At 66.6% G+C, this 20,682-nt stretch carries 21 protein-coding genes and 1 pseudogene; 3 read left to right on the top strand and 19 right to left on the bottom strand.

Going from position 1 to position 20,682, the window contains the following annotated elements; translation table 11 throughout:
- Positions 1–121 precede the first annotated feature (121 nt).
- Both DEQ92_RS16945 and DEQ92_RS16940 read right to left on the bottom strand, forming a co-directional pair.
- On the bottom strand, positions 122–772 hold the full coding sequence (locus tag DEQ92_RS16945; protein WP_050460335.1) for a hypothetical protein: 651 nt from the start codon (positions 770–772) through the stop codon (positions 122–124).
- 471 nt (positions 773–1,243) lie between these two features.
- Entirely contained in the window at positions 1,244–1,777 is a 534-nt protein-coding gene (locus DEQ92_RS16940) for a hypothetical protein (protein WP_004978149.1), read from the bottom strand.
- Positions 1,778–2,126: 349 nt separating this feature from the next.
- Between DEQ92_RS16940 and DEQ92_RS16935 the strand changes: the two genes are divergently transcribed.
- The gene (locus DEQ92_RS16935) at positions 2,127–2,405 is read left to right on the top strand and encodes a PadR family transcriptional regulator (protein ID WP_004978148.1); all 279 of its coding nucleotides are present in this window, start codon (positions 2,127–2,129) and stop codon (positions 2,403–2,405) included.
- A gap of 593 nt (positions 2,406–2,998) precedes the next feature.
- Positions 2,999–3,421: a hypothetical protein gene (locus DEQ92_RS16930; RefSeq protein ID WP_004978146.1), complete on the top strand. Its 423-nt coding sequence runs from the start codon at positions 2,999–3,001 to the stop codon at positions 3,419–3,421.
- Between the two features lie 47 nt (positions 3,422–3,468).
- Here the strand turns inward: DEQ92_RS16930 and DEQ92_RS16925 are convergent, their stop codons facing one another.
- The 4 genes from DEQ92_RS16925 to DEQ92_RS16910 form a co-directional block, all read right to left on the bottom strand.
- Positions 3,469–4,080, bottom strand: a complete 612-nt coding sequence (locus DEQ92_RS16925; RefSeq protein ID WP_115805767.1) for a nitrous oxide reductase accessory protein NosL — start codon at positions 4,078–4,080, stop codon at positions 3,469–3,471.
- Positions 4,081–4,196: 116 nt separating this feature from the next.
- A complete protein-coding gene (gene glmM / locus DEQ92_RS16920; RefSeq protein ID WP_049905300.1) occupies positions 4,197–5,522 on the bottom strand; it encodes a phosphoglucosamine mutase in 1,326 nt (441 codons plus the stop codon).
- A 181-nt stretch (positions 5,523–5,703) separates the two neighbouring features.
- Complete coding sequence (locus tag DEQ92_RS16915) at positions 5,704–6,018, bottom strand: HalOD1 output domain-containing protein (protein ID WP_004978141.1); 315 nt, start codon at positions 6,016–6,018, stop codon at positions 5,704–5,706.
- A gap of 176 nt (positions 6,019–6,194) precedes the next feature.
- Entirely contained in the window at positions 6,195–6,836 is a 642-nt protein-coding gene (locus DEQ92_RS16910) for an NADPH-dependent F420 reductase (RefSeq protein WP_004978140.1), read from the bottom strand.
- 184 nt (positions 6,837–7,020) lie between these two features.
- Between DEQ92_RS16910 and DEQ92_RS16905 the strand changes: the two genes are divergently transcribed.
- Positions 7,021–7,626 (top strand): twin-arginine translocation signal domain-containing protein, encoded by a 606-nt coding sequence (locus DEQ92_RS16905; RefSeq protein ID WP_004978138.1) that lies wholly within the window; start codon positions 7,021–7,023, stop codon positions 7,624–7,626.
- Between the two features lie 3 nt (positions 7,627–7,629).
- On the opposite strand, the gene DEQ92_RS16900 is transcribed toward DEQ92_RS16905, so the two are convergent.
- From DEQ92_RS16900 to DEQ92_RS16840, 13 genes and pseudogenes are all read right to left on the bottom strand, one after another.
- On the bottom strand, positions 7,630–8,940 hold the full coding sequence (locus tag DEQ92_RS16900) for an MFS transporter (RefSeq protein ID WP_004978136.1): 1,311 nt from the start codon (positions 8,938–8,940) through the stop codon (positions 7,630–7,632).
- A 48-nt stretch (positions 8,941–8,988) separates the two neighbouring features.
- On the bottom strand, positions 8,989–9,426 hold the full coding sequence (locus DEQ92_RS16895) for a chemotaxis protein CheW (protein ID WP_004978132.1): 438 nt from the start codon (positions 9,424–9,426) through the stop codon (positions 8,989–8,991).
- A gap of 44 nt (positions 9,427–9,470) precedes the next feature.
- A pseudogene (locus tag DEQ92_RS16890) lies at positions 9,471–10,490 on the bottom strand (methyl-accepting chemotaxis protein); the annotation flags it as partial.
- A 267-nt stretch (positions 10,491–10,757) separates the two neighbouring features.
- Positions 10,758–11,744 (bottom strand): metal ABC transporter permease, encoded by a 987-nt coding sequence (locus tag DEQ92_RS16885; protein WP_115821156.1) that lies wholly within the window; start codon positions 11,742–11,744, stop codon positions 10,758–10,760.
- Entirely contained in the window at positions 11,741–12,559 is an 819-nt protein-coding gene (locus tag DEQ92_RS16880) for a metal ABC transporter ATP-binding protein (protein WP_004978126.1), read from the bottom strand. The genes DEQ92_RS16885 and DEQ92_RS16880 overlap by 4 nt, the downstream gene beginning before the upstream one ends.
- Complete coding sequence (locus tag DEQ92_RS16875) at positions 12,556–13,680, bottom strand: metal ABC transporter substrate-binding protein (protein WP_115821155.1); 1,125 nt, start codon at positions 13,678–13,680, stop codon at positions 12,556–12,558. Before DEQ92_RS16875 ends, DEQ92_RS16880 begins: the two co-directional genes overlap by 4 nt.
- A 166-nt stretch (positions 13,681–13,846) precedes the next feature.
- Complete coding sequence (locus DEQ92_RS16870; protein WP_115821154.1) at positions 13,847–14,521, bottom strand: DUF2306 domain-containing protein; 675 nt, start codon at positions 14,519–14,521, stop codon at positions 13,847–13,849.
- Positions 14,522–14,779: 258 nt separating this feature from the next.
- Positions 14,780–14,986 (bottom strand): cold-shock protein, encoded by a 207-nt coding sequence (locus tag DEQ92_RS16865; protein ID WP_004978121.1) that lies wholly within the window; start codon positions 14,984–14,986, stop codon positions 14,780–14,782.
- Between the two features lie 149 nt (positions 14,987–15,135).
- Positions 15,136–15,729: a TetR/AcrR family transcriptional regulator gene (locus DEQ92_RS16860; RefSeq protein WP_115821153.1), complete on the bottom strand. Its 594-nt coding sequence runs from the start codon at positions 15,727–15,729 to the stop codon at positions 15,136–15,138.
- Positions 15,730–15,802: 73 nt separating this feature from the next.
- Positions 15,803–16,720, bottom strand: coding sequence for a DMT family transporter (locus DEQ92_RS16855; RefSeq protein WP_049905316.1), 918 nt, complete (start codon positions 16,718–16,720; stop codon positions 15,803–15,805).
- Positions 16,721–16,897: 177 nt separating this feature from the next.
- Positions 16,898–18,325 carry an FAD-dependent oxidoreductase gene (locus DEQ92_RS16850; RefSeq protein ID WP_050460344.1) on the bottom strand — a complete coding sequence of 476 codons (1,428 nt, stop codon included), beginning with the start codon at positions 18,323–18,325 and terminating at the stop codon, positions 16,898–16,900.
- A gap of 216 nt (positions 18,326–18,541) precedes the next feature.
- Entirely contained in the window at positions 18,542–18,970 is a 429-nt protein-coding gene (locus tag DEQ92_RS16845; protein WP_115821152.1) for a CopG family ribbon-helix-helix protein, read from the bottom strand.
- 352 nt (positions 18,971–19,322) lie between these two features.
- The gene (locus DEQ92_RS16840; RefSeq protein WP_115821151.1) at positions 19,323–20,681 is read right to left on the bottom strand and encodes a hypothetical protein; all 1,359 of its coding nucleotides are present in this window, start codon (positions 20,679–20,681) and stop codon (positions 19,323–19,325) included.
- Between the last annotated feature and the right edge of the window lies 1 nt (position 20,682).

Below are 20,682 nucleotides of genomic sequence, written 5' to 3'. Positions count from 1 at the left end.
TCGACGTGCGAGCGGCGACCAAGGCCGCCGCTGTTCGAACGCAGATCGAAGTAAAATCCGAGTTGTTCGTTGATCCGAGTTGTTCGTTGTATCGTTCGCGACGCGGGCGCGCGAGACCGGCTCAGAGGTTGAGGCGGCCCTTGTACGACTCCATCGCGGTGATGGCCATGAGCGTCGCGGTGCTCAGCACGGCCCAGCCGGCGGCCGGAATCTGTTCGAGACCGGGGACGCCGAGCAGGCCGCCGGAGACGGTCGCGGCCACGCCGGCGGCGATGGCGAGGTTCCGTTTCGGCGACGCGGCGAGCGGCGCCGCCTGCTCGTCGTCGGTCTCGGTGCTGACGACGTCGCCGTCGAGGTACTGGTCGAGCTGCTTCGCGGTGTCGAGAAGCGTGATGTCACCGCGGTTCTTCTCGAAGTCGACGATGCCCGCCGAGTCCATCTTCGGGAGGTGACACTGGTACAGACCGATGTACACCCGCTTTCGCTGACTCGACGACAGCGCCTTTATCTCGATGCCGTTTTCCTTCGCGGCGATGAACTCGGCCATGTCGCCGAGCTTCGCCTCGCCGTCGTTCTCCTTGAGGTACCGGAGCGCGTCGCGCCGGCGTTGGTTCTTCAGAATCTCGAAGACGACGTCCTTCGAGAGCGCTTCGATTTCGGGTTGTTGTTGCTGTTCGGAAACCGCGTGAGACCCACCAGTCGTCTCCGCGAGTTGTTCGTTCGTCGTCTGGTCAACAACATCGGTGTCAGCTTGTAATGAATCGGTAACCATTGTTCCTTCCTCCCCCACTGTGTAGTCGGGTGCTACCGAGTGACGTGGTCAGTCGAGAGGGGAGACCACGTGACGTTTAGCACAGACCACAACCTTTGGATGCGCCCCACCAAGCGCGCCCCAGATTCAGAGGGTCAATCAACTAATAGGTTAAACGAGGATATATACTTGTCTGAGAATCCCACACTCTGATTTGTCCGACTGTTAGGGACGCAAAATCTGCGAGTAAACTGGTTGTAACAATCTATACTAACTCAGACTTTCAATGTATCCGATAGTAGCGTAGTCCTACCGCGAAGTGGCAGAGTGTCCCGGTTTTCCGTCTAAGGAAGCCGTTATCGAGAGGGACATCAAACTCGACTGGCAGTTAAACTCACGGATACGACGATTCGGCAGTAGCACCGACTGAGAATACGCGAGCGCGCCGGAGCGGGTGCCCACGGCGGTCGCGAGATGACGATTATCCGGGGGTTATTCCACGAGCGCTTCGAAGGCGTCGGCCGAGGTGCCCTCGCGTCGCTCGGAGAGGTACTGCGCGAACACCAGCGCGAGGAGCGCCGCGGAGACGAACACCGCGATTGCGCTCCACGAGACGAGCGCGAATCCCGGGAGCCCCGCCCACACCCCGAGGATGAGCACCCAACTGAGCGCGCCGAGAAGCGCGTAGTACCGGCTCCACGACTCGCGCGCGTCGGGTTGCATCCAGAAGAACCCCCGCTTGGCGACGTTCGGGACGAGTTCGACGGAGCGCTCCTCGTCGTCGTAATCGACCAGCCCGGCGCTCTCGAGTTTCGGGAGGTGCGTCTGGTACAGCGAGATATACACGCGCTGTCGCTCTTCGTCGGTCACGTCCTCGACCGCCGTGCCGTTCTCTCGAGCCGCGACCATCGCCGCGAGTTGCTTCAACGAGATTGCTTCGCCCGCGCGGTGGAGGAAGTAGAGAATCTGCCTCCGGCGCGAGTTACTGAGGATGCGAAAGAGCTCGTCTTTTGATAGGGTTGTCATCGTCGTGTTCGGGGGCGGTCCTCGCACGCGATGCGAAAGGGGGAGCCGACCCGGTTGAGTCGTAGTACACCACAACCGACCTTTGTTATCGTGACGTTTCCGGGAGGCACCGGACCGGTTTCTAACGGGGATTAAGCTCATCTTCACGCGATATTTACTCGGAGACGGACCGTCAGCGGGAGGGAGTTATCTCGGTCTCGGAGATGATTACGTATCTCGTCGATTTCGAGAAAAGTCCTCGCGCCGGAATGGGAGCAAACTCGCGACAGCGGCGGTAAGGAACCCAATTGTCCAGTATAGAGGTGGCTAACAATACCCGATGGCGGCGATACTTAGATTCGAGACTACAATGTTCGAATTGACTGGCTTCCAGCGAGACCTGCTGTACGTGATTGCCGGCGCAGAGCGCCCGTCCGGGCAGGAGATTAAAGAGATGATCAGCAAGGACGTCGGGGAGGTGAACCACGGTCGGCTCTACCCGAACCTCGACGCCCTCGTCGAACAGGGGTACGTGAACAAGGGACAGCACGACCGCCGAACGAACTTCTACGAGATGTCCGAGAAAGGTCGCGAGTCCATCGTCGAGCGCCGAGACTGGGAAGACCGCCACGTCGGGTTCCTCGGATAGCACGCCGCCGTCCCCACAGCGGAGCGACGAACCGTCCGTTCGAACACCCGAGGGCGCGAGTGGGACGCTCGCCCCGGAAGAAACGAAGACGAGAACAGCTCGTCGCTGGTGGCCGCATCGGTCCCCGCGGTCTCGTCCGGTCCTCTCCCCTTTTTGACGCCGATTCGAGTCGAGCGACCGCAGCGGCGCTGAGCCGACCGCGTTCGACGAGGCCGAGCGCGACGCCCGCCGCGACTCCCGACTCGTCCGCCGCGGTTTCGAGGTTCATAGACGCTCGGACGACCGAGAGAGCGGTCGCTGCGCACGCCACTGAGATATTTATCAGAAGTTAGTACATTCGGTCGCCGTCAAAAATATCACAAAAAGGATAATCAAATCGACACCGCAAATCAGCCATTAATGCAGCCATAAGAAACGGATTAATTCGAGAATAAGTGGTCGCTGTCGGTCGTTTTTTCGGTCGAAGTGAATCGTCGGAACTCGTCGTCGATTCGAACAGTAACGATCTCAATAGTATCGTCGATAGATATTCATGTATTCCAACTAATGTAATTATCGCAACATTTATGGGTGTAATCCGCAACCCCTGAGACATGGTAAGTGAACGGTCCACCGGGCAGGACCCAGAAACGACGACGACTGACGACGACGTCGGTAGACGCAAGTACCTCGCGCTGTGCGGGTCGGTATCGGCCGCCGGTGCACTCGCGGGATTCTCTGGGCTCGGCTCGGCGACGGAACAGGCCGACGAACCGGTCGACGACGACGGGCACACGCTCGTCGTCGCGGGCACCGGTCCCGTCTCTTCGTTCGAAGTGACGGTCAGCGGCTCGATCTCACCGCTCCAATCGAACGGCGCGCTCAGCACGACCGGGACGGTCGGTCCCGCCGCCGAGGGAACCGTCGACGACGACTCGCGGCGCTACCAGTTCGCGGGCGACATCACCAACTTCCAGTCGACCGACGCGGTGTCGGTCTACGTCGACGGCGTCCGCATCCCCAACGACTCGTTCTGAGGCCGTCGGAAACTCCGTTGTTTTCGAAGCGACCGACAGCGGCGGCGCTACGAGCGCATGTAGCCGCTGAGCCACTCGGGTGTCACGCCGTCGAACGATACGGTTTCTCCGCCGTGTTCGGCGACGAACCCGTCGGCGTCGGAGTCCGACGAAAAGGGAATCAGGTCTTTACCCATGCCTCCGAGCACGTCGCTTTCGACGACGTACGTCATCTCGGTGGCGTCGCCGAAGGTCTCGGCGTCGGTGTGGGTCGAGATGAACGTGTCGCCACCCTCGGTCGAGAGCTCGTAGTCGACCGTCGAGTAGTCCGTGACGTACACCGCCGTCGCCTCCCAGCCCTGCTCTCGGTGTTCGAAGTAGTACGGGAACAGCCCCATACTGAGGGTGTGGAACCACGCCGGGTTGTCGTGGCCCTCCGGCGCGTTCTCGCGGTAGAAAATCTGTCCGTTCGGGCCGGCGTGGAGGCCGATGACCATCCCGCCTTGGTCGTCTTCCTTCCCGCCCGAGAGATCGACGGGGTCGGGCCGCTGTTCCGCGTTCGAACCGCCGCCGAGACAGCCCGCGAGGGCCGCGAGCGCGCCGAGTGAAACGGCTTTCGTCGCGGCTCGGCGCGTGAGCGAACCGTTCGAGCGGTCGCGCGGCGGAGAGTCGTCGTGCATCGTCGCTCTGTGCGGAGGTCGGGCGCCATGGTACATAAACCGTGAGAACGGTCGCTCGCGTGCGCGAACTGAACTACCCCCGCGGAGGAGGCGGGCGGGTCACAAAAGGGAGTGCTTCAGGCGACGACGCGCGCGCCCTCGACGAGCGAGCGAACGTCCTCGAACAGGCGGTCGGCGTCGGCCTCGTCGCGGGCCTCGGCGGTGATGCGGACCAGCGGTTCGGTCCCGCTGGCGCGGACGAGGAACCAGCCGTCGTCGGTGTCGACGCGGATGCCGTCGATGGTGTCGACCTCGTCGTACGTCGCGTGGATGTCGCGGGCGATTCGGTCCATCGCCTGGTGTTTGTCGTCGAACGAGAGGCTCGCGCGGCGGGTGGCGTACGCCGCCCCGCCGAGGTCGGCGACCTGTTCGGACAGCGGTTCGCCGCGGGCCACGAGGTCGGCGAGTTTGAGCGCCGCGTAGTGGCCGTCGGGCGCGAGCGTCTCGTCGGGCCAAATCCACGCGCCGGAGGGCTCGCCGCCGAAGACGTAGCCGGGTTCGGCGACCGCCTCGGCGACGTGGACGTCGCCGACCGGCGTGTAGGTGACGCGCCCGCCGGCGGATTCGACCACGTCCTGTACGAGGAGGCTCGTGTCCACGGGGACGGCGACGGCGTCGCCCGGGGAGACGGCGTCCCGCGCGAACAGCGCGAGGAGCGCGTCGCCGGCGACGTACGCGCCGGTCTCGTCGACCGCGACGAGTCGGTCCGCGTCGCCGTCGTGGGCGAGCCCCACGTCCACGTCGAGCGCGGGGACGGTCCGCCGGAGCGCCGTGAGCGTCTCCGCGTTCGGCTCGCTCTTTCGGGCGGGGAACCGGCCGTCCTGCTGGCCGTCGATGGTGTTGACCGTCGCGCCGAGTTCGTAGAGCGCGTCGACGGAGACGCGACCCGTACCGTTGCCGAGGTCGAACGCGACGGACACGTCGTCAAGGTCGTCGAACGACGAGACGAGGTGGTTCACGTGGCGGGCCGCGGCGTCGGGCCACTCGCGCTCCTCGCCGAGTTCGTCCCACGGGGCGAGCGACACCTCGTCGCGGTTGAGCCGGTGGACGATGTCACGCGTCTGGGCCTTGTCGAAGGCGCGGCCGCTCGGCGTCCAGAGCTTCAGCCCGTTGTCCGACGCGGGGTTGTGAGACGCCGTGATACCGATACCGGCGTCAGCGCCGGCCCAGCCGACCGCGCGGGCGACCGTCGGGGTCGAGGCGACGCCGAGTCGGACCACGTTCGCGCCGCACTCGCGGACGCCTGCGCTCACGGCGTCGGCGAGGACGTCTCCGCTGAGGCGGGCGTCCTGCCCGACGACGACGGTACAGGCGTCGCAGCCGACCGCGCGGCCGATTCGAAGGGCGAGTTCGGCGGTCACGGTTCGGCCAACCGGACCTCTGATTCCACTCGTTCCGAACATACCGTGGGAGACGGTGACAGGACGTTTTGGTATGTTTCGCCTACTGTCACGAGCGGGCGGTCAGGCGGCACCTACTGGACCGTGGCGAACCGCGAGGCCGGCGTAACGAATCGCGGGACCGTGTCGCCACTCGCCGGGGGAGATGAGCGGTAAGTGGTCGGCGATTAGGCGGTGAGTCGCCTCACTGGAGGGGCTGGGCGTCGCCGATGGGGACCACTTCGATAGAACCGAGCGCGTCGAGCGTCACGCGGTAGCCCGCGTAGGAAAACGAGAGGAGCGCGTCCTCAGAACGGCCGAAGACCGTTTCGAGGGCGTCGGGGTCGATAGTCTGTGCGAGCGGCGGGAGCTGCGTCGGTCGGACGCCCTCGATTGCCGCAATACTCAATACAACGTTCGTACTTAGTAGCTCGGAAGAATCGCGGTCGACGCGGTACGACCCGGTCGCCTCGTCGTACGTCACGCGCGAGTCCTTCCAGTCGTTCGTCTGTGCCATCATGGGTGCCTTAACAGGCGTCTGTGTGAGATGATGGCCCTTAAATCCATGCTATTTGTGAACAGTTGTAATTCGTGAACGTCACGGAAACGGACGGGTACGGCCGTGGTACTCCGCGAGCGCAATCTGGTGTTCACCATACACAATCAAAAATCGTGATAGTTCCACGGGTACGACGGTCAGCCCTGCCGAGCACGAAGCGTTCGGACGGTCTCACGCGCCTCTTCGACCGTGATTTCGCGCTTGTAGAGCGCTGAACCGGGTTCCAGTAGTTCGCCGCCCGGAACGAGGTCGCCGACGTCGACCGGGCCGAAGCCGATGTCGCGGATGAGGTCGGCGACGTGCGCCTTGGCGTCCGAGTCGTCGCCGGCGAGGAAGACCGCGAGACGTTCCGATTCGGGGAGGTCGGGATGTCCGAGGTCGCGGAGCGTCTCCCAGTGGATGGTGTTGAACGACTTGACTAGTTTCGCGTCCGGGAGCTGAGCCGCGACGAGTTCCGAGGAGGTGTCGTCGCCGAGGTCGATAACGTGGAAGTTCTCGGTGTAGGGGTTCATCGCGTCGACGACTATCTTCTCCGCGAAGTGGTCCGCGTCGGGCAGTGACTCGCGCTCTCGGAACGGAACGGCGAGGAAGACCACGTCGCCGAACCGAATCGCCCGCGTCGGTTCAACCGCGCGAAGTTGCGGGCCGAGCGTCTCGGAGAGGTCCGCGAGCGACTCGACCCCGCTTTCGTTGGCTATCGCAACCTCGTGGTCCGACTCCACGAGGAGCTGGGCCAACGTCCCGCCGAGTCGGCCAGCGCCGAGTATTCCGATGTCCATGAACAAAGATGTATGTTAACAAAGTTGAATCTTTGCGTGGTCGGCGACGTGGGACGGACCCCCCTTTCACTCGTGGGTCACTAATCGTAATGACCCCTATAACCGCCACAGACCTTCTCTATCCCGGAATCTTCAGCCATTCAGTACAATCATAATTTAGTATATATGTGTCGTTGGAAGCGACATGAACAGACGAACATTCCTCGGCGGCGTCGGAGCGGGCGTGGTGCTCCTCTCCGGCTGCCTCGGTGCGGAGGGTAACGCGCTCGACCCGGCGGCCGACCAGAACGACGACCCTGCGGGCGACGAACAGCCCGCGAAACCGGCGACCGACTCGCCCGAGTCGACTCCCGAACCGACGACCGAACAGCCCGCCGAACCGACACCCGAACCCACGCCGGAGCCGACGACCGACGCTCCCGAGGACCGCATCGACTTCGAGCGCGAGGACGACGACCCGGACGTCGTGGGCACGCTCCTGACGAAGGGACCCGTGCCGGGCGTCGTCGTCTCCTCGGACCTCCCGTACGCGAAGACGTGGCAGAACTACGCCGAGACCGACGAGGAGGCGGGAACCTACCGCGTCGGTCTCTCCGTGGACACCTCCTCGCGCATCGGGCGACTGAGCGTCGTCGGTCGGGTGTACGACGCCGAGGGCGACCTCGTGGCCGAGGACACCGACGTGAGCAACAACGTCCCGGCGGACAAGAACGCGCTCATCCACCTCGTCTTCGAGGGCGACCTCGAGGCGATGTACTACTTCGAGGTCGACCTCGTCGTCCCGAACTGAGCGTCAGGCCCCGCCGGCGTACGCCTCGAACTCTTTTCCGCGCAGTGCGAAGTAAACCACGCCGACCACGCCGACGAGCGACGCGACCGAGAACGCGAGCGTCGGGTCCCGCGCGTAGAGCCAGCCGCCGAGCGCCGCGCTCGGGATGACGATGGTGTTCCGCACGAGGTAGTACGCGCCCGTCACCCGCCCGCCGGCGTTTCGCTCCGCCGGGCCGACGATGAGCGCCTTGTGCGCAGGGAGACCGGCGAACCGGAGCCCCGAGAAGGCAAAGAGGGCGACGACGACCCACTGGTCCGCCGGCGCGAAGATGAGGAGGACCGGAAAGACGGCGTACACCGCGAACCCGAGCCCGACGACCGGCTTGAGCCCGGTCCGCTCGGCGAGCTTCGAGACGGGGAGTTTCGTCAGGAGCGCGACGACCATCTCGACGCCGAGGAGGACGCCGAAGAAGGCGGCCGGCCGAAGCGAGACGCCGAACCCGGTGAAGCCGACTTCGAGGAACTCCGTGACGACGATGACGAAAAAGACGTACACCATCCCGTTGGCGAACCGGACGAGCGTGTCCGCGACGAGGAGCGGGCGGAGCGTCTCCGGGAGCGACCGGAGGTCGTCGCGGAGCTGTGCGAGCCCCTCGAACGACTTGCCCAGCGAGTCTTCGCCCGCGTCGTAGAGAACGTGCTGAGCGACGGTGGCGACGACGCCGAAGACCGCGGCCACGACGAGGACGTACCGGAAGCCCTCGACGAACGTCGCCGTCGCCGCCAGCAGCGCGGCCGCGATGAGCGGCCCGAGGAGGAAGCCGACGCGGCGGAAAATCTCGGTGCTGGCGAAGCCCATCGCCAGTCGCTCCGGCGGGACGCTCTGTTTGACGATGGCGAACGTCGCGCCGAGGCCGAACGACTTCCACGCCTGCGTGAGAAAGAGCCCGACGAAAATCCAGAGCCACGGTTCGAGCGAGACGCCCGCGAGGGTCACTTCGGGGACCTGCGGGGCGACGAACCAGAAGAGAAAGCCCGCCGACGAGACGGTCCCGAACAGCGTGAGCGAGAGGCGCGACCCGAGGCGGTCGGAGAGCGCGCCGCCCGGATACGGGTACAGCGCCCCGATGAGGTTGCCGACGCTCCCGTAGAGGCCGACGACGGTCGCGCCGGCCCCGAGCACCCGGAGGTACTCCGGGACGTACCGGCCGGTCATCTGAAACGAGAGGCTGAACGCGAACATCGCCACCGAGAGGACGAACACGTCGCGTTCGAGCCCGACGAACTGCCGGAAGGAATCGAAGCTATCGACGGCGTCCCGACGTGTTTTCATCGTCCGAGTGGTTCGCGGGAGCGTTCAAGAAAGTACGGTGCGGTCGGCCTATTCGTCGACCGGCGGGTCGACCCAGACGACGAGGCCGTCGTCGCCCCTGACGACGCCGCGGGTCAGGTCGTCGCCGAACGGCGCGTCGTCGACGGTCTCGGGGTCGACCGTCGTCACGCGGTCGACCTCGTCGACCAGCCAGCCGAACACGGTCGCGTCCTCGGTGGCGGCGTCGAAGACGACGACGCGGGAGGCGTCGGGGTTCGAACCCACGCCGAGGAGCGAGGCCGTGTCGACGAGCATCGTCGTCGCGCCCCGGTAGTCCATCGCGCCGACGACGTGCGGCGGCGAGTCCGGGAGCGAGCGGGCCGGCTTGCGGTCGATAATCTCGGTGACGACGTCGAGGGCCACGCAGTAGCGCTCCGCGCCGATGTCGAATTCGAGAACCTGCGTCGGCTCGTCGAGCGCCGCGTCGGGCGCGTCCGTGAGCGACATCTACGCGCCCCGGGCGGAGAGCCCGTTTCGGTCGCGTCGAGTTCGTCTTCGAGGTCGTCCACCTCGTCCTCAAGCTCGTCCACCTCGTCGTCGATGTGGCCGACGAGGAGCGCGACCTCGGAAATATTCGCCGTCTGCTCTTCGGTGGCCGCGGCGACCTGGTCTATCTCGCCGGCGACCTCTTCTGCGCCCCGGGCGGTCTGGTCGACGAGGCTCGCCACCTCCTCGGTGCTCGCGGCCTGCTGGTCGGTCGCGCGGGCGACCTCCTCCGCGCCGGCGGCGGCCTCGCCGACCGCGGCGTCGATGTTCCGGAGCGCGGAGACGGCCGCGTCGACCTCCGAGATGCCGTCGTTGACCTCCTCGTTCGCCTCCTCGATGTTGCCGACGGTCGTCTCGGTCGTCTCCTGGATGTCGCCGACGACCGCCTCGATTTCGGAGACGCTGTCGCGGGACTGCTCCGCGAGGCTCTTGACCTCGTCGGCGACGACGGCGAACCCGGCCCCCGCCTCGCCGGCGCGGGCGGCCTCGATGGAGGCGTTGAGCGCGAGCAGGTTCGTCTGGTCGGCGATGTCGTTGATGACTTCGACGACGCTGTCTATCTGGTCGACTTTCGCGCGGAGGTCGGTGATTTCGTCGTACACGTCGGTGGTCACGTCGTCGACGGTTTCCATCGCGTCCGCGGCGTTGTCCGCGGAGCTTCGTCCCTCGGCGGCGAGGTCGCGCGCCTGGTCGCTCATCGCCTTCGTCTGGTCGGCGCTGGAAGCTATCTGCTCGACGCTGGCGCTCAGGTTCGACACCTCGCCGGCGACCTCGTGCATGTTGGTCGACTGGTCGCCCGCGAGGTCGCTTATCTCCTGTGCGCTGACGGCCACGCTCTCGGAGGCGCGGGAGAGTTCGGCGACGGCCGTGCCGATTTCGTCGGTCGCGTCGTCCACGTCGTCCACGTCGTCGAGAACCTCGTCGGTCGCCGCGCCGGCGGCACCGCGACCGGAATACGCGTCGTGCTGTCGGGAGGCGGCCCCGTCACCGGCGGCCGGTTCGCGTTTGTTTCGCTCGATTGCCATACGAAAACGTGTGGGAGTGATGTGATAAGTATTCGCGAACAGTATCAAATCGGATAACCCCACATTGCCGCTAACCGGCTCGAAACTGCCAAAAATAACAGATTCGGGAGGTATATTGCAGGATAGATACCACACTACCAGCGGCTGATAGAACCAGAAATCGTCGGCCGGTTTAAAAATCACTTGTCCGGACAAGGCCGGAGACAGGCGCGGGGGTGCCGAACCACTACGGCCGAAGCGGGGAAGCCGGGCGGAAACGCGAACCGCTCAGGACAGTCGGTGTCCGGCGGCGACGGCGACGAAGCCCGCGAGCGCGACGAGGACGATGGAGCCGCCGGCGGCGAGCCCGTAGAGGTACGCGACCGTGACGCCGGCGACGCCCGCGAGTTCGCCCGCGAGAACGCCGTAGAGGAGCGACTGCTTGAAGCTCCGCCCGAGTCGCGAGGCGGTGACGACGGGGATGACGAGCAGCGCCGCGACGAGGATGACGCCCATGATTCGCATCGCGCTGACGACGACGAACGCGGTGAGAATCGACAGGAGCGTGTTGACGGCGCGGACGTGGAGCCGCGACGCGCGGGCGGCGGTCTCGTCGAACGTGACGTACACGAGCGGCCGGTAGGCGACCGCGACCGAGCCGACGACGACGAGTCCCATCGAGACGAGAAGTCCCACGTCGGCCCGTGAGACGGTCGCCAGCGAGCCGAACAGGTACTGGTTGATACCGACCGAGATGCCGCCGCCGGTGAGCGAGATGAGCACGCTCCCGAGGGCGAAGCCGCCGGTCAGGACCATCGCCAGCGCGGCGTCGCTCCGGGCGTCGGTGTACTCGATGAGCGCCTGCACGACGAGCGCCGCGACGACCGCGACGACGAGCGCGCCGAGGAGCGGCGGGACCGCGAGGCCGAGCGTCGCGTCGAGGAAGAGCGCGAGCGCGACCCCGGCGAAGGCGGTGTGGGCGAGCGTGTCCCCGACCATCGAGAGGTCGCGGTAGACGAGGAACGACCCGACCAGCGGGCCGACGACGCCGATGCAGAGCACCGAGAGGTACGCCCGCTGCATGTAGGGGTAGCCGAGGAAGTCGAGACCGGTGACGCCGGCGAGCCACGAGAACGCCCCGCCGACGACCACCGTCAAGAACCAGTCGAAAACGCCCGTGAACGCGTCGGCCACGAGGAGCGGCGCGAGGGAGTCGGCCGCGAAGAAATCGACCGCGAGGAGGTCGGTCGCCGCGAGTGCGACGAGGCCGCTCACTGCTCGTCCTCCGGTTCGGCGCGGGCGTCGCCGTGGGAGTGACCCCGCTGGTGGTCGTGAGAGTTGCCGTGGTGATGGCCGTGGTCGTGGTCGAGCACGCGCTGGTTCGCGCCGTAGGCCGCGGCGAGCGCGTCGCTCTCGGCGAAGTCGTCGGTGTCGCCGTGGAAGTACAGCCGCTTGTTGAGACAGGCGATTCGGGACGCGCGGGCCGTGACGACGCCGATGTCGTGTTCGACGAGGACGACCGTCATCCCCTGTTGGTTCAGTTCGCCGAGGAGGTCGTAGAACGCCTCGCGGGACTCGGCGTCGAGGGCGACCGTCGGCTCGTCGAGGGCGAGCAGGTCGGCCTCCGCGGCGAGCGCGCGGGCGACGAACACTCGCTGGCGCTGGCCGCCGGAGAGCGCCCCGACCCGGCGGTCGGCGAGGTCCGCGATACCGACGCGGTCGAGCGCCGAGGCCACCGCCTCGCGGTCGTCGGCCGAGAAGCGGCCGAACAGGTTCCGCGGGTAACGACCCATCCGGACGACCTCGCGGACGGTGACCGGCATGTCCCGGGCCGCGTCCGTCGCGTCCTGTGCGACGTAGGCGACGCGCTCGCCGTCGGCGAAGTCGTGGGCGGGGCGGTCGAACAGTCGCACCTCGCCGCGGGTCGGACGGCGGAGCCCGAGCATCAGCGTCAGGAGCGTGCTCTTGCCCGAGCCGTTCGGGCCGACGAGGCCGAGGAACTCGCCTTCGGCCACGTCGAGCGAAACCCCGTCGACGACCGGGACGTCGCCGTACGAAAAGGACACGTCGCTGAGCGAGACGGCCGTCATTGCGCGCCGAGCGCCGTCCGGAGCGACGGGAGGTTCACCTCTCGCATGATATCCACGTACCCCCAGTCGTTTTCCTCCCACTCAGTCATTACGCCGGGAAGCGGCGTGAGCGGGAGCACGTCCTCGGCGTCCGTCTCGGAGACGAGTTGCTGTGCGGCGCGGTCGGACTCCAGCGGGTCGGCGAGGACGTGTCGGATGCCGTGTTCCTCGATGGTCGCCTGCGCCCGCTCGATGTCCCGCGGCGACGGCTCCTCGTCCGGCGAGATACCGGTGAGCGCGACGATTTCGAGGTCGTAGCGGTCGGAGAGATAGCCGTAGGCGTCGTGGCCGGCGACGAGAATCACGTCGCGGTCGCGGGCGGCGAGGCCGTCCTCGAACGCCGCGTCGAGTTCCGAGAGCGTCTCGCGGTAGGACTCGGCGTTCGCGGCGTAGGCGTCGGCGTTCGCAGAATCGACCGACTGGAAGGCGTCGCGGAGCGTCTCGGTCGCGGTGGCGACCCGCGTCGGGTCCAGCCAGAAGTGCGGGTCGAGCTCGCCGTGGTCGTGGCTCTCCGACTCCTCGGCGTGCTCGTCGTCGTGGTGTTCGGTCTCTTCGTGGTGTTCGGTCTCTTCGCTGTGTGTCTCGTTTGCGTGCGTCTCCTCGTGCGTCTCGTTCGCGTGCGCCTCTTCGTCGTGCTGTTCCGCCTCGTCGTGGGACTCGTCGTCGTGGACGTGGCCGTCGGGTCCGATTTCGTGGAGTTCCACGTCGGCGGAGGCGTCGACCGCGGTGACATCCGACCCGTCGGCTTCGAGCGACGACCGAATGTCGTCGGCCCACGGCTGAAAGCCGGGCATTCCGTGGACGAACAGGTCGGACTCGAGTACCCGGCCCTGCACGTCCGGGCCGGGCTCCCAGCCGTGGCCGTGCTGACCGATGGGGACGAGCGTGTCGACGGACGCGACGTCGCCAGCGACGCGTCGGGCCACGTCGCCGAAGACGAAGAACGAGGCCGCGGCCGTCGTCTCCGATTCGGCTGACGAGTCGGTCGAATCGGACGAGCCGTCACCGAGACAGCCCGCGAGGCCGACGGCGGCGCTTCCGGCGACTGTCGCGAGGAACCTGCGTCGGGTCTTCGTTCGCATGTTATTAGAAAACTCATTCGATATAATAAGTGCTGTTATTCTATCGTTCACCGTTGTTATTCAATGTGGGCCCGGAATTCGTCGAGCGCCGTCACACTCCGCGGCGAGAGGCCGTCGAGATAGCGGTCGGAAGGTGGGGAAAAGAGCGGTCGCCCGCGGTTCCTAATCAGTCGGCGGTCGAGGCGGCCGCGCCGGGCGACCCGCGTTTGTACTTCCGGATGGCGAGGAAGATGAGTGGCGTGCCGACGACGGTGGGCCAGAGCCACGCGGCGACGGTCGGGAGGAAGTCGAAGTTGACAGACGAGAAGGCGGTGACGGTGGCGATGTAGCCGCCGCCCATGCGGCCGATGTGTTCGAAGAACCACTCCCGAGACTCCGCGCGCTCCCGGCGGAAGGCGGCGAGGTCGCGGACGCCGAAGCCGGCGCCGGCAGCGCCGAAGACGAGCATCACGGTGGCGAAACTGTCGCCGGCGAGGAACCGGAGCGCGCCCATGGCGAGGAGACCGACTCCGGCGGTGGCGAGCAGACCGACCGCGACCCAGTCGACGAGTTCCGGCCTGTCGGTCGGGCGCTTCCGCGAGAGGACGCGGTCGCCCGAGAAGACGAAGTAGTAGCTGAACACCGCGACGAGCGCGAGGAACGTCCGCCCGCGGGTCGGCGCGAGGGCGAACAGCACGAGCGACGTGACCGCGACGACGGTCATCCCCGCGACGTAGACCCGGCCCGCCCGACGGTGGCGACGGCCGCCTTTCTTCGTGGCTATCGCGCCGAAGCCGGCGAACAGCGCCGCGAACCCGGCGAGGATGTGGACGCCGAGCGTCGCGTCCTCGACGAGCGTCATCGCGAGACCTCGATTGAGGCGGTTGGCAGGCGTGGACGCTCGGCGTGATTCGGCGGGGCGTGGACGCTGTGTAGGCTCGGCATGGAATCGAGTCGTTCGAGGAGCGATATAAATCTACTGAGTGAGTACTTACTTAGAAACGGGAGGAGCGAACCACGGCCGAGAGGCTCGGTTCCGTCGAGAGCCTCGGCTCGCCGTGTAATCGTCTGAAAAGTCGAGGTGTCGTCTGCCGCTACAAACAGCAGTCGCGTCTCGGTGTTACTGCCGAACGACGTTCGCCGCGCGGGGGCCCTTGGGCGAGGACTCGATGTCGAACTCGACTTCGGTACCTTCCGTGAGGTCTTCGCCGCCGACGTCTTCCATGTGGAAGAACACGTCTTCGTCGTCGTCGAGGTCGCCGTCGTCAGTAGAGATGAAACCGTAGCCGCCAGTGTCGTTGAAGAAATCAACTTTGCCGTGTGCCATTACGAACAAATCGAAGGTCGGGCGACGGATAACCCTTCCGAGGGTCAAGGTACCACGACCCTTCGAAAGACATTCGTCCGCCCGCTTACGGCCGTTTCGGTAGATAAGTGCCGGACCGAGCGGGGACGACGGAAACAGACGGGCGGGCCTCACTCGACCAACAACGAGTCGATGTACGCCGACAGCGACTCCCGGAGGTCGTCGCCGACGCCCTCCATCCCGAGCGCGAGGGCAAAGCCGGTGTAGCCGTCGGTCGCCGAGAGGACGAACGCGGCCGTTCCCTCGGGGTCGACCTCGCGGAAGACGCCCCGCTCGACGCCGTCGCGGACGATGTCGGCGATAACGTCGAGGGTGTGGCGCTCCATCCGGAGCAGCGGTTCGCGGAGCGTCTCGTTGTGTGGCGCGTGCGAGAGGAGTTCCATGACGGCGATGTTGACGCCGGCGGCGGCCGCGTCGTCTTCGTCGACGATGAGGATGTCGCAGACCGCCCGAAGCCGTTCTTCGGGGCCCTCGGCGTCGATTTCGTCGAGGCTCCGCGCGAGGTAGTCCTCCGACGTTTCGAGGAACGCGACGATCATCTTGTCTTTCGAGTCGTAGTAGTAGTACAGCCCCGCCTCGCTCTTTTCGCTCTCCGCGGCCACCTTCTTCGTCGTCAGCCGAGCGTAGCCGTGCGTGGCGAGCGCCGCGCGGACCGCGTTCGCAATCTGTGCTTTCTGCTCGGGCGGCACGGAGTCGGCGGGCATGGTGAGTGAGTGTTCGCTCGCTCGACTACTTGTGTCCGTTGCTCCGCGGGCGAAACGCGGGACTCGACGACGGTCACTCCGCAGACCGACCGCGCGCTCCCGCGACCAACTCGCCGAGCGCCCGGCGCTTGATGAGCGCGAAGCCGGCGAAGATGGAGAGGAAGCCGAGCGCGGTCACGGAGTCGATGAGTTGACCGAGGAAGGCCCAACTGAGGAGCGTCGCGGAGACCGGTTCGACGTAGCCGATGAGGTTTATCTGCGTCGGGCCGAACCGGCCGAGCAGTTCGAAGTAGATGAGGAACGCGCCCGCGCCGCTGACGACGGCGAGATAGAGCAGCGAGCCGACGGCGACGCCGGACCACTCGATAGCCGCGAGCGACTCGCCGGTGGCGACGCCCGCGACGGACAGGAGCGCGGCCCCGAACAGCATCGCCCACGCCTGGAGCGTCCGCGCCGGGATGTCCGACGAGAAGGGGCGCGTCAGGACGGCACCGAGGGCGAAACACGCCGAGGCGACGAAGACGATGGCGACGCCGACCACGTCGCTGGAGAGGAGCGCGTTCGGGTCCGGTTGGGCGACGAGGCCGACGCCGAGAAAGCCGAAACCGAACCCGATGACCCCGAGCGGCGAGATGCGGTCGCCGAGGATGCCCGTCGCGAACAGCGCGGTCAGGACCGGGCCGAGACTGATGACGATGGCCGCCACCGCGCCGGGGACGTGCTCCTGTCCGAGGTAGAGAAACGCGTGGTGCGCGCCGATGAGGAGGCCGCCGGAGACGCCGACGAGCGTCCAGTCGGTCCGGCTGTGCGGCCGCCAGTAGTCGGTCGAGACGGCGGCGTAGCCGAGGACGATGAGCCCCGCGAGGAAGAACCGAAGCGCCGCGAAGTGTAGCGGCGGAAAGTACGCGAGACCGACTTCGATGGCGACGAACGAACTCCCCCAGAGGAGTCCCAGAAGGACGAACAGTCCGGCGGCGACCCGGCCGTTCACCGACACCACGCTCCGCTCGGCGGACGCCGATGCGACTCCGCCGGACTCGTCGGCCGCGTCGGTTTCGTTTCGACACACCCGCGCTCTGTTGGAGGTATATCCAGCACGTGAGCGTATCGTTACCACACAATCGATAATAGTCGTTTTGTTCGGTTCGAATTTCGAACCGCTCGCGGCTTACAGCGAGCCGCGGAGCACCTTCGCCGCGGTCAAAATCGGGTCCCAGACGGGGCTAAAGGGCGGCGCGTAGCCGAGGTCGAGACGCTCCACCTCGGCGACGGTCAACTCGGAGGCGAGCGCGGTCGCCACGGTGTCGATTCTGACGGCGGCGCGGTCGGCTCCGACGATGGTGCCGCCGAGCAGTCGCCCCGTGTCGCGGTCGGCGACGAGCGTGACGGTCGTCTCGGCGGACCCGGGGTAGTAGCCCGACCGCGAGCCGGCGGTGATGGTCTCCGAGACGGGGTCGAAGCCCGCGTCGCGCGCCTCGTCGAGGTCGGTCACGCCGGCGCGGCCGCACTCGAGGTCGAACGCCTTCACGACCGAGGTGTTCGCGACGGTCCCGATGGGTTCGGGGTCGCCGGCGACGGTCTGGCCGATGGCTCGCCCGGCGCGGTTCGCGGGCAGGCCGAGCGTGTTCCACGTCGGCTCGCCGGTGACGACGTGGTCGATTTCGGCGCAGTCGCCCGCGGCGTAGACGCGCTCCGCGCTCGTCCGCCCGTAGTCGTCGACCGCGATAGCGCCCGTCTCGCCGAGGTCGACCGCGTCGGCGACGAGGTCCGAGTTGGGGCGGAGGCCGATGCCGACCATCGCCGCGTCGACCGCGAGTTCGTCGCCCTCGCAGACGACGGCCTCGACCCGGCCCGCGTCGTCGCCGCGGAGTCGCTCCACCGACGCGCCGAGGTGGAGCGTGACGCCGTTATCTTCGAGGTGTTCTTCGACCCGCTCGCCGACGGCGTCGCCGAAGGAGCTGAGGACGTGCCCGGAGCGCTGGAACAGGTGGACGTCGAGGTCGTGGGCGGTGAAGGCCTCAGCCATCTCGACGCCGACGAACCCGCCGCCGACGATGGCGACCGACTCGGGCGGTTCCATCGCGCCGAAACGGGCCGCTCGCGCCTCGTCGACGAACCCGCCGCCGCCGAGGTCGGCGACCGAGGCCTCGTCCGGGTCGGTGAGGAACGACCGAATCGCCGCCGCGTCGTCCAGCCCGTGGAGCGTGAACGCGCCGTCGAGGTCGATGCCGTCTATCGGGTCGCGGAGCGCCCGCGCGCCGGTGGCGACGAGGAGGTCGCCGTAGGGCTGTTCGAACGCCCCGTCGGGGCCGTCGACCGTGACGACCCGCTCGTCGGTGTCGACGGCGACGACCTCGTGTTCGCGCCGGAGGTCGATGCCGCGGTCGGCGGCCGCCTCGGGCGACAGCGAGAGCATGTCGGTGAGCTTGTCGACCTCGCCTTTGACGAAGTAGGGCGTGCCGCAGTGGGCGTAGGAGACCCAGCGGCCCTTCTCGAAGACGACGACCTCGCGGTCGGCGTCGGCGCGGGCGAACTTGCTCGCGGCGGAAAGTCCGGCGGCGTCGCCGCCGACGACGACGAATGGTTCGTCAGACATTATGTGAGAGTGGTACGCCCGCCGACACCTAACTTCCTCGGCCGAACGATACACCGGCGACGACGCCTCTCGCCGGTCGAACAGAGCATCTACTCGTTCAGCGTCCGCTACAGCGGTCCACTGATAGAGAGAGTTCCGATAACAGACTACCCCAGCGCTACGACCAATCTGTCCGGGTGAGTCGACAGCGTGGGGTCCGAACGTGGGACAGCGAATTCAGTTCATATCGGCGAGCGGACCGAAGTCGTCGACCGGAAGCACCGAATAATCGATCGTGAGCGTGTCTTTCGTCGCTCTGATTTTTCCGACGAACGTCGAGATGTCTTCGAGCGACCCCTCGAGAACGAACAGTTCCATACAGTGGTGCCCGCCGACGTGGCTGTGGAAGTTCGACGCAACGATGTCCTCGTACTCGTGGCGGAGTCGCATCATCTTCTCTTCGACGCTCGTCGTCTCGTAATCGAAGACGACAGTTACGACGCCCATCAGTTCGCGGTCTTCGAGTTTCTTGTCCTCGAACTCACCGAGGAGGTTCCGACTCGCCTCTCGGAGCACTTCGCTCCGACCAGTATATCCGTGGTCCTCGGAAAACTGGTCGATTCGCTCGAGTAGTTCCTCCGGCATCGAGACGCTAACGACGGCCATATAACAATCAAACCGTCATCAAATATTAAAACTTATTATCGGGTTGGGTAGCGTTGCGACGGAGGACACCCAAACGTTGCCAATCTCCCGCGTTTCACCGAGACGAGGAGGTGCTATCTAAGGAGCACCTCACCCGGAGTTCGTCCATCGAGCGTTCGACTCGGTCGAGCGCGATGGTAGTGCGTGGATTGCATGAACCACCTGTGGGCGCCCCCATGACTCGCCGCCCGCGAGTTATCGAAGCGGTCGTCTCGAGAGTTTCCGAGAGTCGATGCAGAGACGCGGCAGTCGGACCGGTAGATACCGTCCAAACAGTTCGCGGGAACGCGCCCAAAACGAAGGAAACGGCCCGTCAGCGGCGGACGCCGCCGCGCTCGGCCGCGAGCGTCCCGAGCACCCACGCGCTCACATCAGGCGTCTCGCGCGCGGCGAACTCGGTGGTCGCGTACTGCGCGAGTGCGTTTCGCGCGGCCCGAGGGTCGTCGTCCGAATAGTAGTCGTCGCCGAGAGAACGGTCCCCGCGGCCGACCATGTGGGCGATATCGACCAGCGCGCGCCGCGTCAGGTGCGGGTTCGACCCGTCCGACCGGGCGGCTTCGAGGGCTTCGAGCGCGCCGAGTTTCGCGTCTCTGACCGCGGCCGCGGACTCGACCGACTCGTACCGGCCTCGCTTGACTTCCGTGACTGCGTCCTCGAACGCGCGGCGGTGCGTCTCGGCGGTGTGTGCGCCCACGAGCGCGGTGGCGAAGCGGTCGCTTCCGAGGGCTTCGCGGACGGTGCGGACGCCCGAACCGAACTCGACGAACGTCTCCACCAGCAGGTCTTTGGCCGGCATGGATTCGAGTTCCTCCGTGTCGAATCCCTCGGCCTCGACGACGGGTTCGAGCCTTTCCTCCTCGGGATACTCGGACAGGCGGTCCGCGATAATCTCGGCGAGCGAGGAGGCCGTCGCCTCGAACGGGCCGGTGAAGTCCACCGGGTCTGGAATCGTCGCGAGATAGCGGTCGCGGACGTGGCGCGCGCCGTCGAGCGACGCCCGCGCCGACTCGACCGCGTCGAAGAGTTCGCCGACCCGCGGGGCGCTGTCGGCGTAGCGCCCGTACTCGCCGGCGTTGTCGAGATACCTGACCGCGGCCGCGACGAGGTTCTCGACGGCCTCGTACACCACGAGCGCCCGGTCGGGTTCGTCGCCGAGATAACGCGTGCCGAGCCGGAACGACTCGATGTCGGCGCGGACCGCCTCGGCCTCGTCACGCACGTCAGACTCGGTGAAGCCGCCGACTGCGGCCTCGTAGGTCCCCTTCGCCATCGCCGCGGCCCCGCGGGCGTAGCGCAGTCCCCGAAGCGCCTCGAAGGGCGACTCGTCAGCCGCCGTCCGTTCGAGGTCCTCGGCGGCGTCCGCGTACGCCTCGGCGTAGATTTCCCGGACCGCCTCGTTCGGGACTTCTTCCGGGGACATCCTCTCGGGACAGGAATCGAGGAGTTCGCGGGCGCGAGCGCGGCCCCGTTCGAGGAACGAATCGGCAATCGGGGCCGGAACGCGGGCCGGGAACGCCGGCGACCCGAGTTCTCTGACCTCGCGGAGGGTCGCCGCGTCGAGAGACGGGTCCTCGGTTTCGGAGCCGCCAGCGTCGAGCGCGGTACACCCCGCGAGTCCGGCGACGCCGACCCCGGCGAGCGAGGCGAGCACGTCGCGTCGCGTCCGGGGCATC

The sequence above is a fragment of the Haloferax sp. Atlit-6N genome (assembly GCF_003383195.1).
GTDB lineage: Archaea > Halobacteriota > Halobacteria > Halobacteriales > Haloferacaceae > Haloferax > Haloferax gibbonsii.
The sequence above is the reverse complement of the archived record's forward strand: the minus strand, read 5'-3'. Positions and strand labels throughout refer to the sequence as shown.

What these genes read in the sequence shown, in the direction of transcription:
- DEQ92_RS16945 (WP_050460335.1), bottom strand. Translation starts at nt 772, where the DNA reads ATGGTTACCGATTCATTACAAGCTGACACCGATGTTGTTGACCAGACG.
- DEQ92_RS16940 (WP_004978149.1), bottom strand. Translation starts at nt 1,777, where the DNA reads ATGACAACCCTATCAAAAGACGAGCTCTTTCGCATCCTCAGTAACTCG.
- DEQ92_RS16935 (WP_004978148.1), top strand. Translation starts at nt 2,127, where the DNA reads ATGTTCGAATTGACTGGCTTCCAGCGAGACCTGCTGTACGTGATTGCC.
- DEQ92_RS16930 (WP_004978146.1), top strand. Translation starts at nt 2,999, where the DNA reads ATGGTAAGTGAACGGTCCACCGGGCAGGACCCAGAAACGACGACGACT.
- DEQ92_RS16925 (WP_115805767.1), bottom strand. Translation starts at nt 4,080, where the DNA reads ATGCACGACGACTCTCCGCCGCGCGACCGCTCGAACGGTTCGCTCACG.
- glmM (WP_049905300.1), bottom strand. Translation starts at nt 5,522, where the DNA reads ATGTTCGGAACGAGTGGAATCAGAGGTCCGGTTGGCCGAACCGTGACC.
- DEQ92_RS16915 (WP_004978141.1), bottom strand. Translation starts at nt 6,018, where the DNA reads ATGATGGCACAGACGAACGACTGGAAGGACTCGCGCGTGACGTACGAC.
- DEQ92_RS16910 (WP_004978140.1), bottom strand. Translation starts at nt 6,836, where the DNA reads ATGGACATCGGAATACTCGGCGCTGGCCGACTCGGCGGGACGTTGGCC.
- DEQ92_RS16905 (WP_004978138.1), top strand. Translation starts at nt 7,021, where the DNA reads ATGAACAGACGAACATTCCTCGGCGGCGTCGGAGCGGGCGTGGTGCTC.
- DEQ92_RS16900 (WP_004978136.1), bottom strand. Translation starts at nt 8,940, where the DNA reads ATGAAAACACGTCGGGACGCCGTCGATAGCTTCGATTCCTTCCGGCAG.
- DEQ92_RS16895 (WP_004978132.1), bottom strand. Translation starts at nt 9,426, where the DNA reads ATGTCGCTCACGGACGCGCCCGACGCGGCGCTCGACGAGCCGACGCAG.
- DEQ92_RS16880 (WP_004978126.1), bottom strand. Translation starts at nt 12,559, where the DNA reads ATGACGGCCGTCTCGCTCAGCGACGTGTCCTTTTCGTACGGCGACGTC.
- DEQ92_RS16875 (WP_115821155.1), bottom strand. Translation starts at nt 13,680, where the DNA reads ATGCGAACGAAGACCCGACGCAGGTTCCTCGCGACAGTCGCCGGAAGC.
- DEQ92_RS16870 (WP_115821154.1), bottom strand. Translation starts at nt 14,521, where the DNA reads ATGACGCTCGTCGAGGACGCGACGCTCGGCGTCCACATCCTCGCCGGG.
- DEQ92_RS16865 (WP_004978121.1), bottom strand. Translation starts at nt 14,986, where the DNA reads ATGGCACACGGCAAAGTTGATTTCTTCAACGACACTGGCGGCTACGGT.
- DEQ92_RS16860 (WP_115821153.1), bottom strand. Translation starts at nt 15,729, where the DNA reads ATGCCCGCCGACTCCGTGCCGCCCGAGCAGAAAGCACAGATTGCGAAC.
- DEQ92_RS16850 (WP_050460344.1), bottom strand. Translation starts at nt 18,325, where the DNA reads ATGTCTGACGAACCATTCGTCGTCGTCGGCGGCGACGCCGCCGGACTT.
- DEQ92_RS16845 (WP_115821152.1), bottom strand. Translation starts at nt 18,970, where the DNA reads ATGGCCGTCGTTAGCGTCTCGATGCCGGAGGAACTACTCGAGCGAATC.
- DEQ92_RS16840 (WP_115821151.1), bottom strand. Translation starts at nt 20,681, where the DNA reads ATGCCCCGGACGCGACGCGACGTGCTCGCCTCGCTCGCCGGGGTCGGC.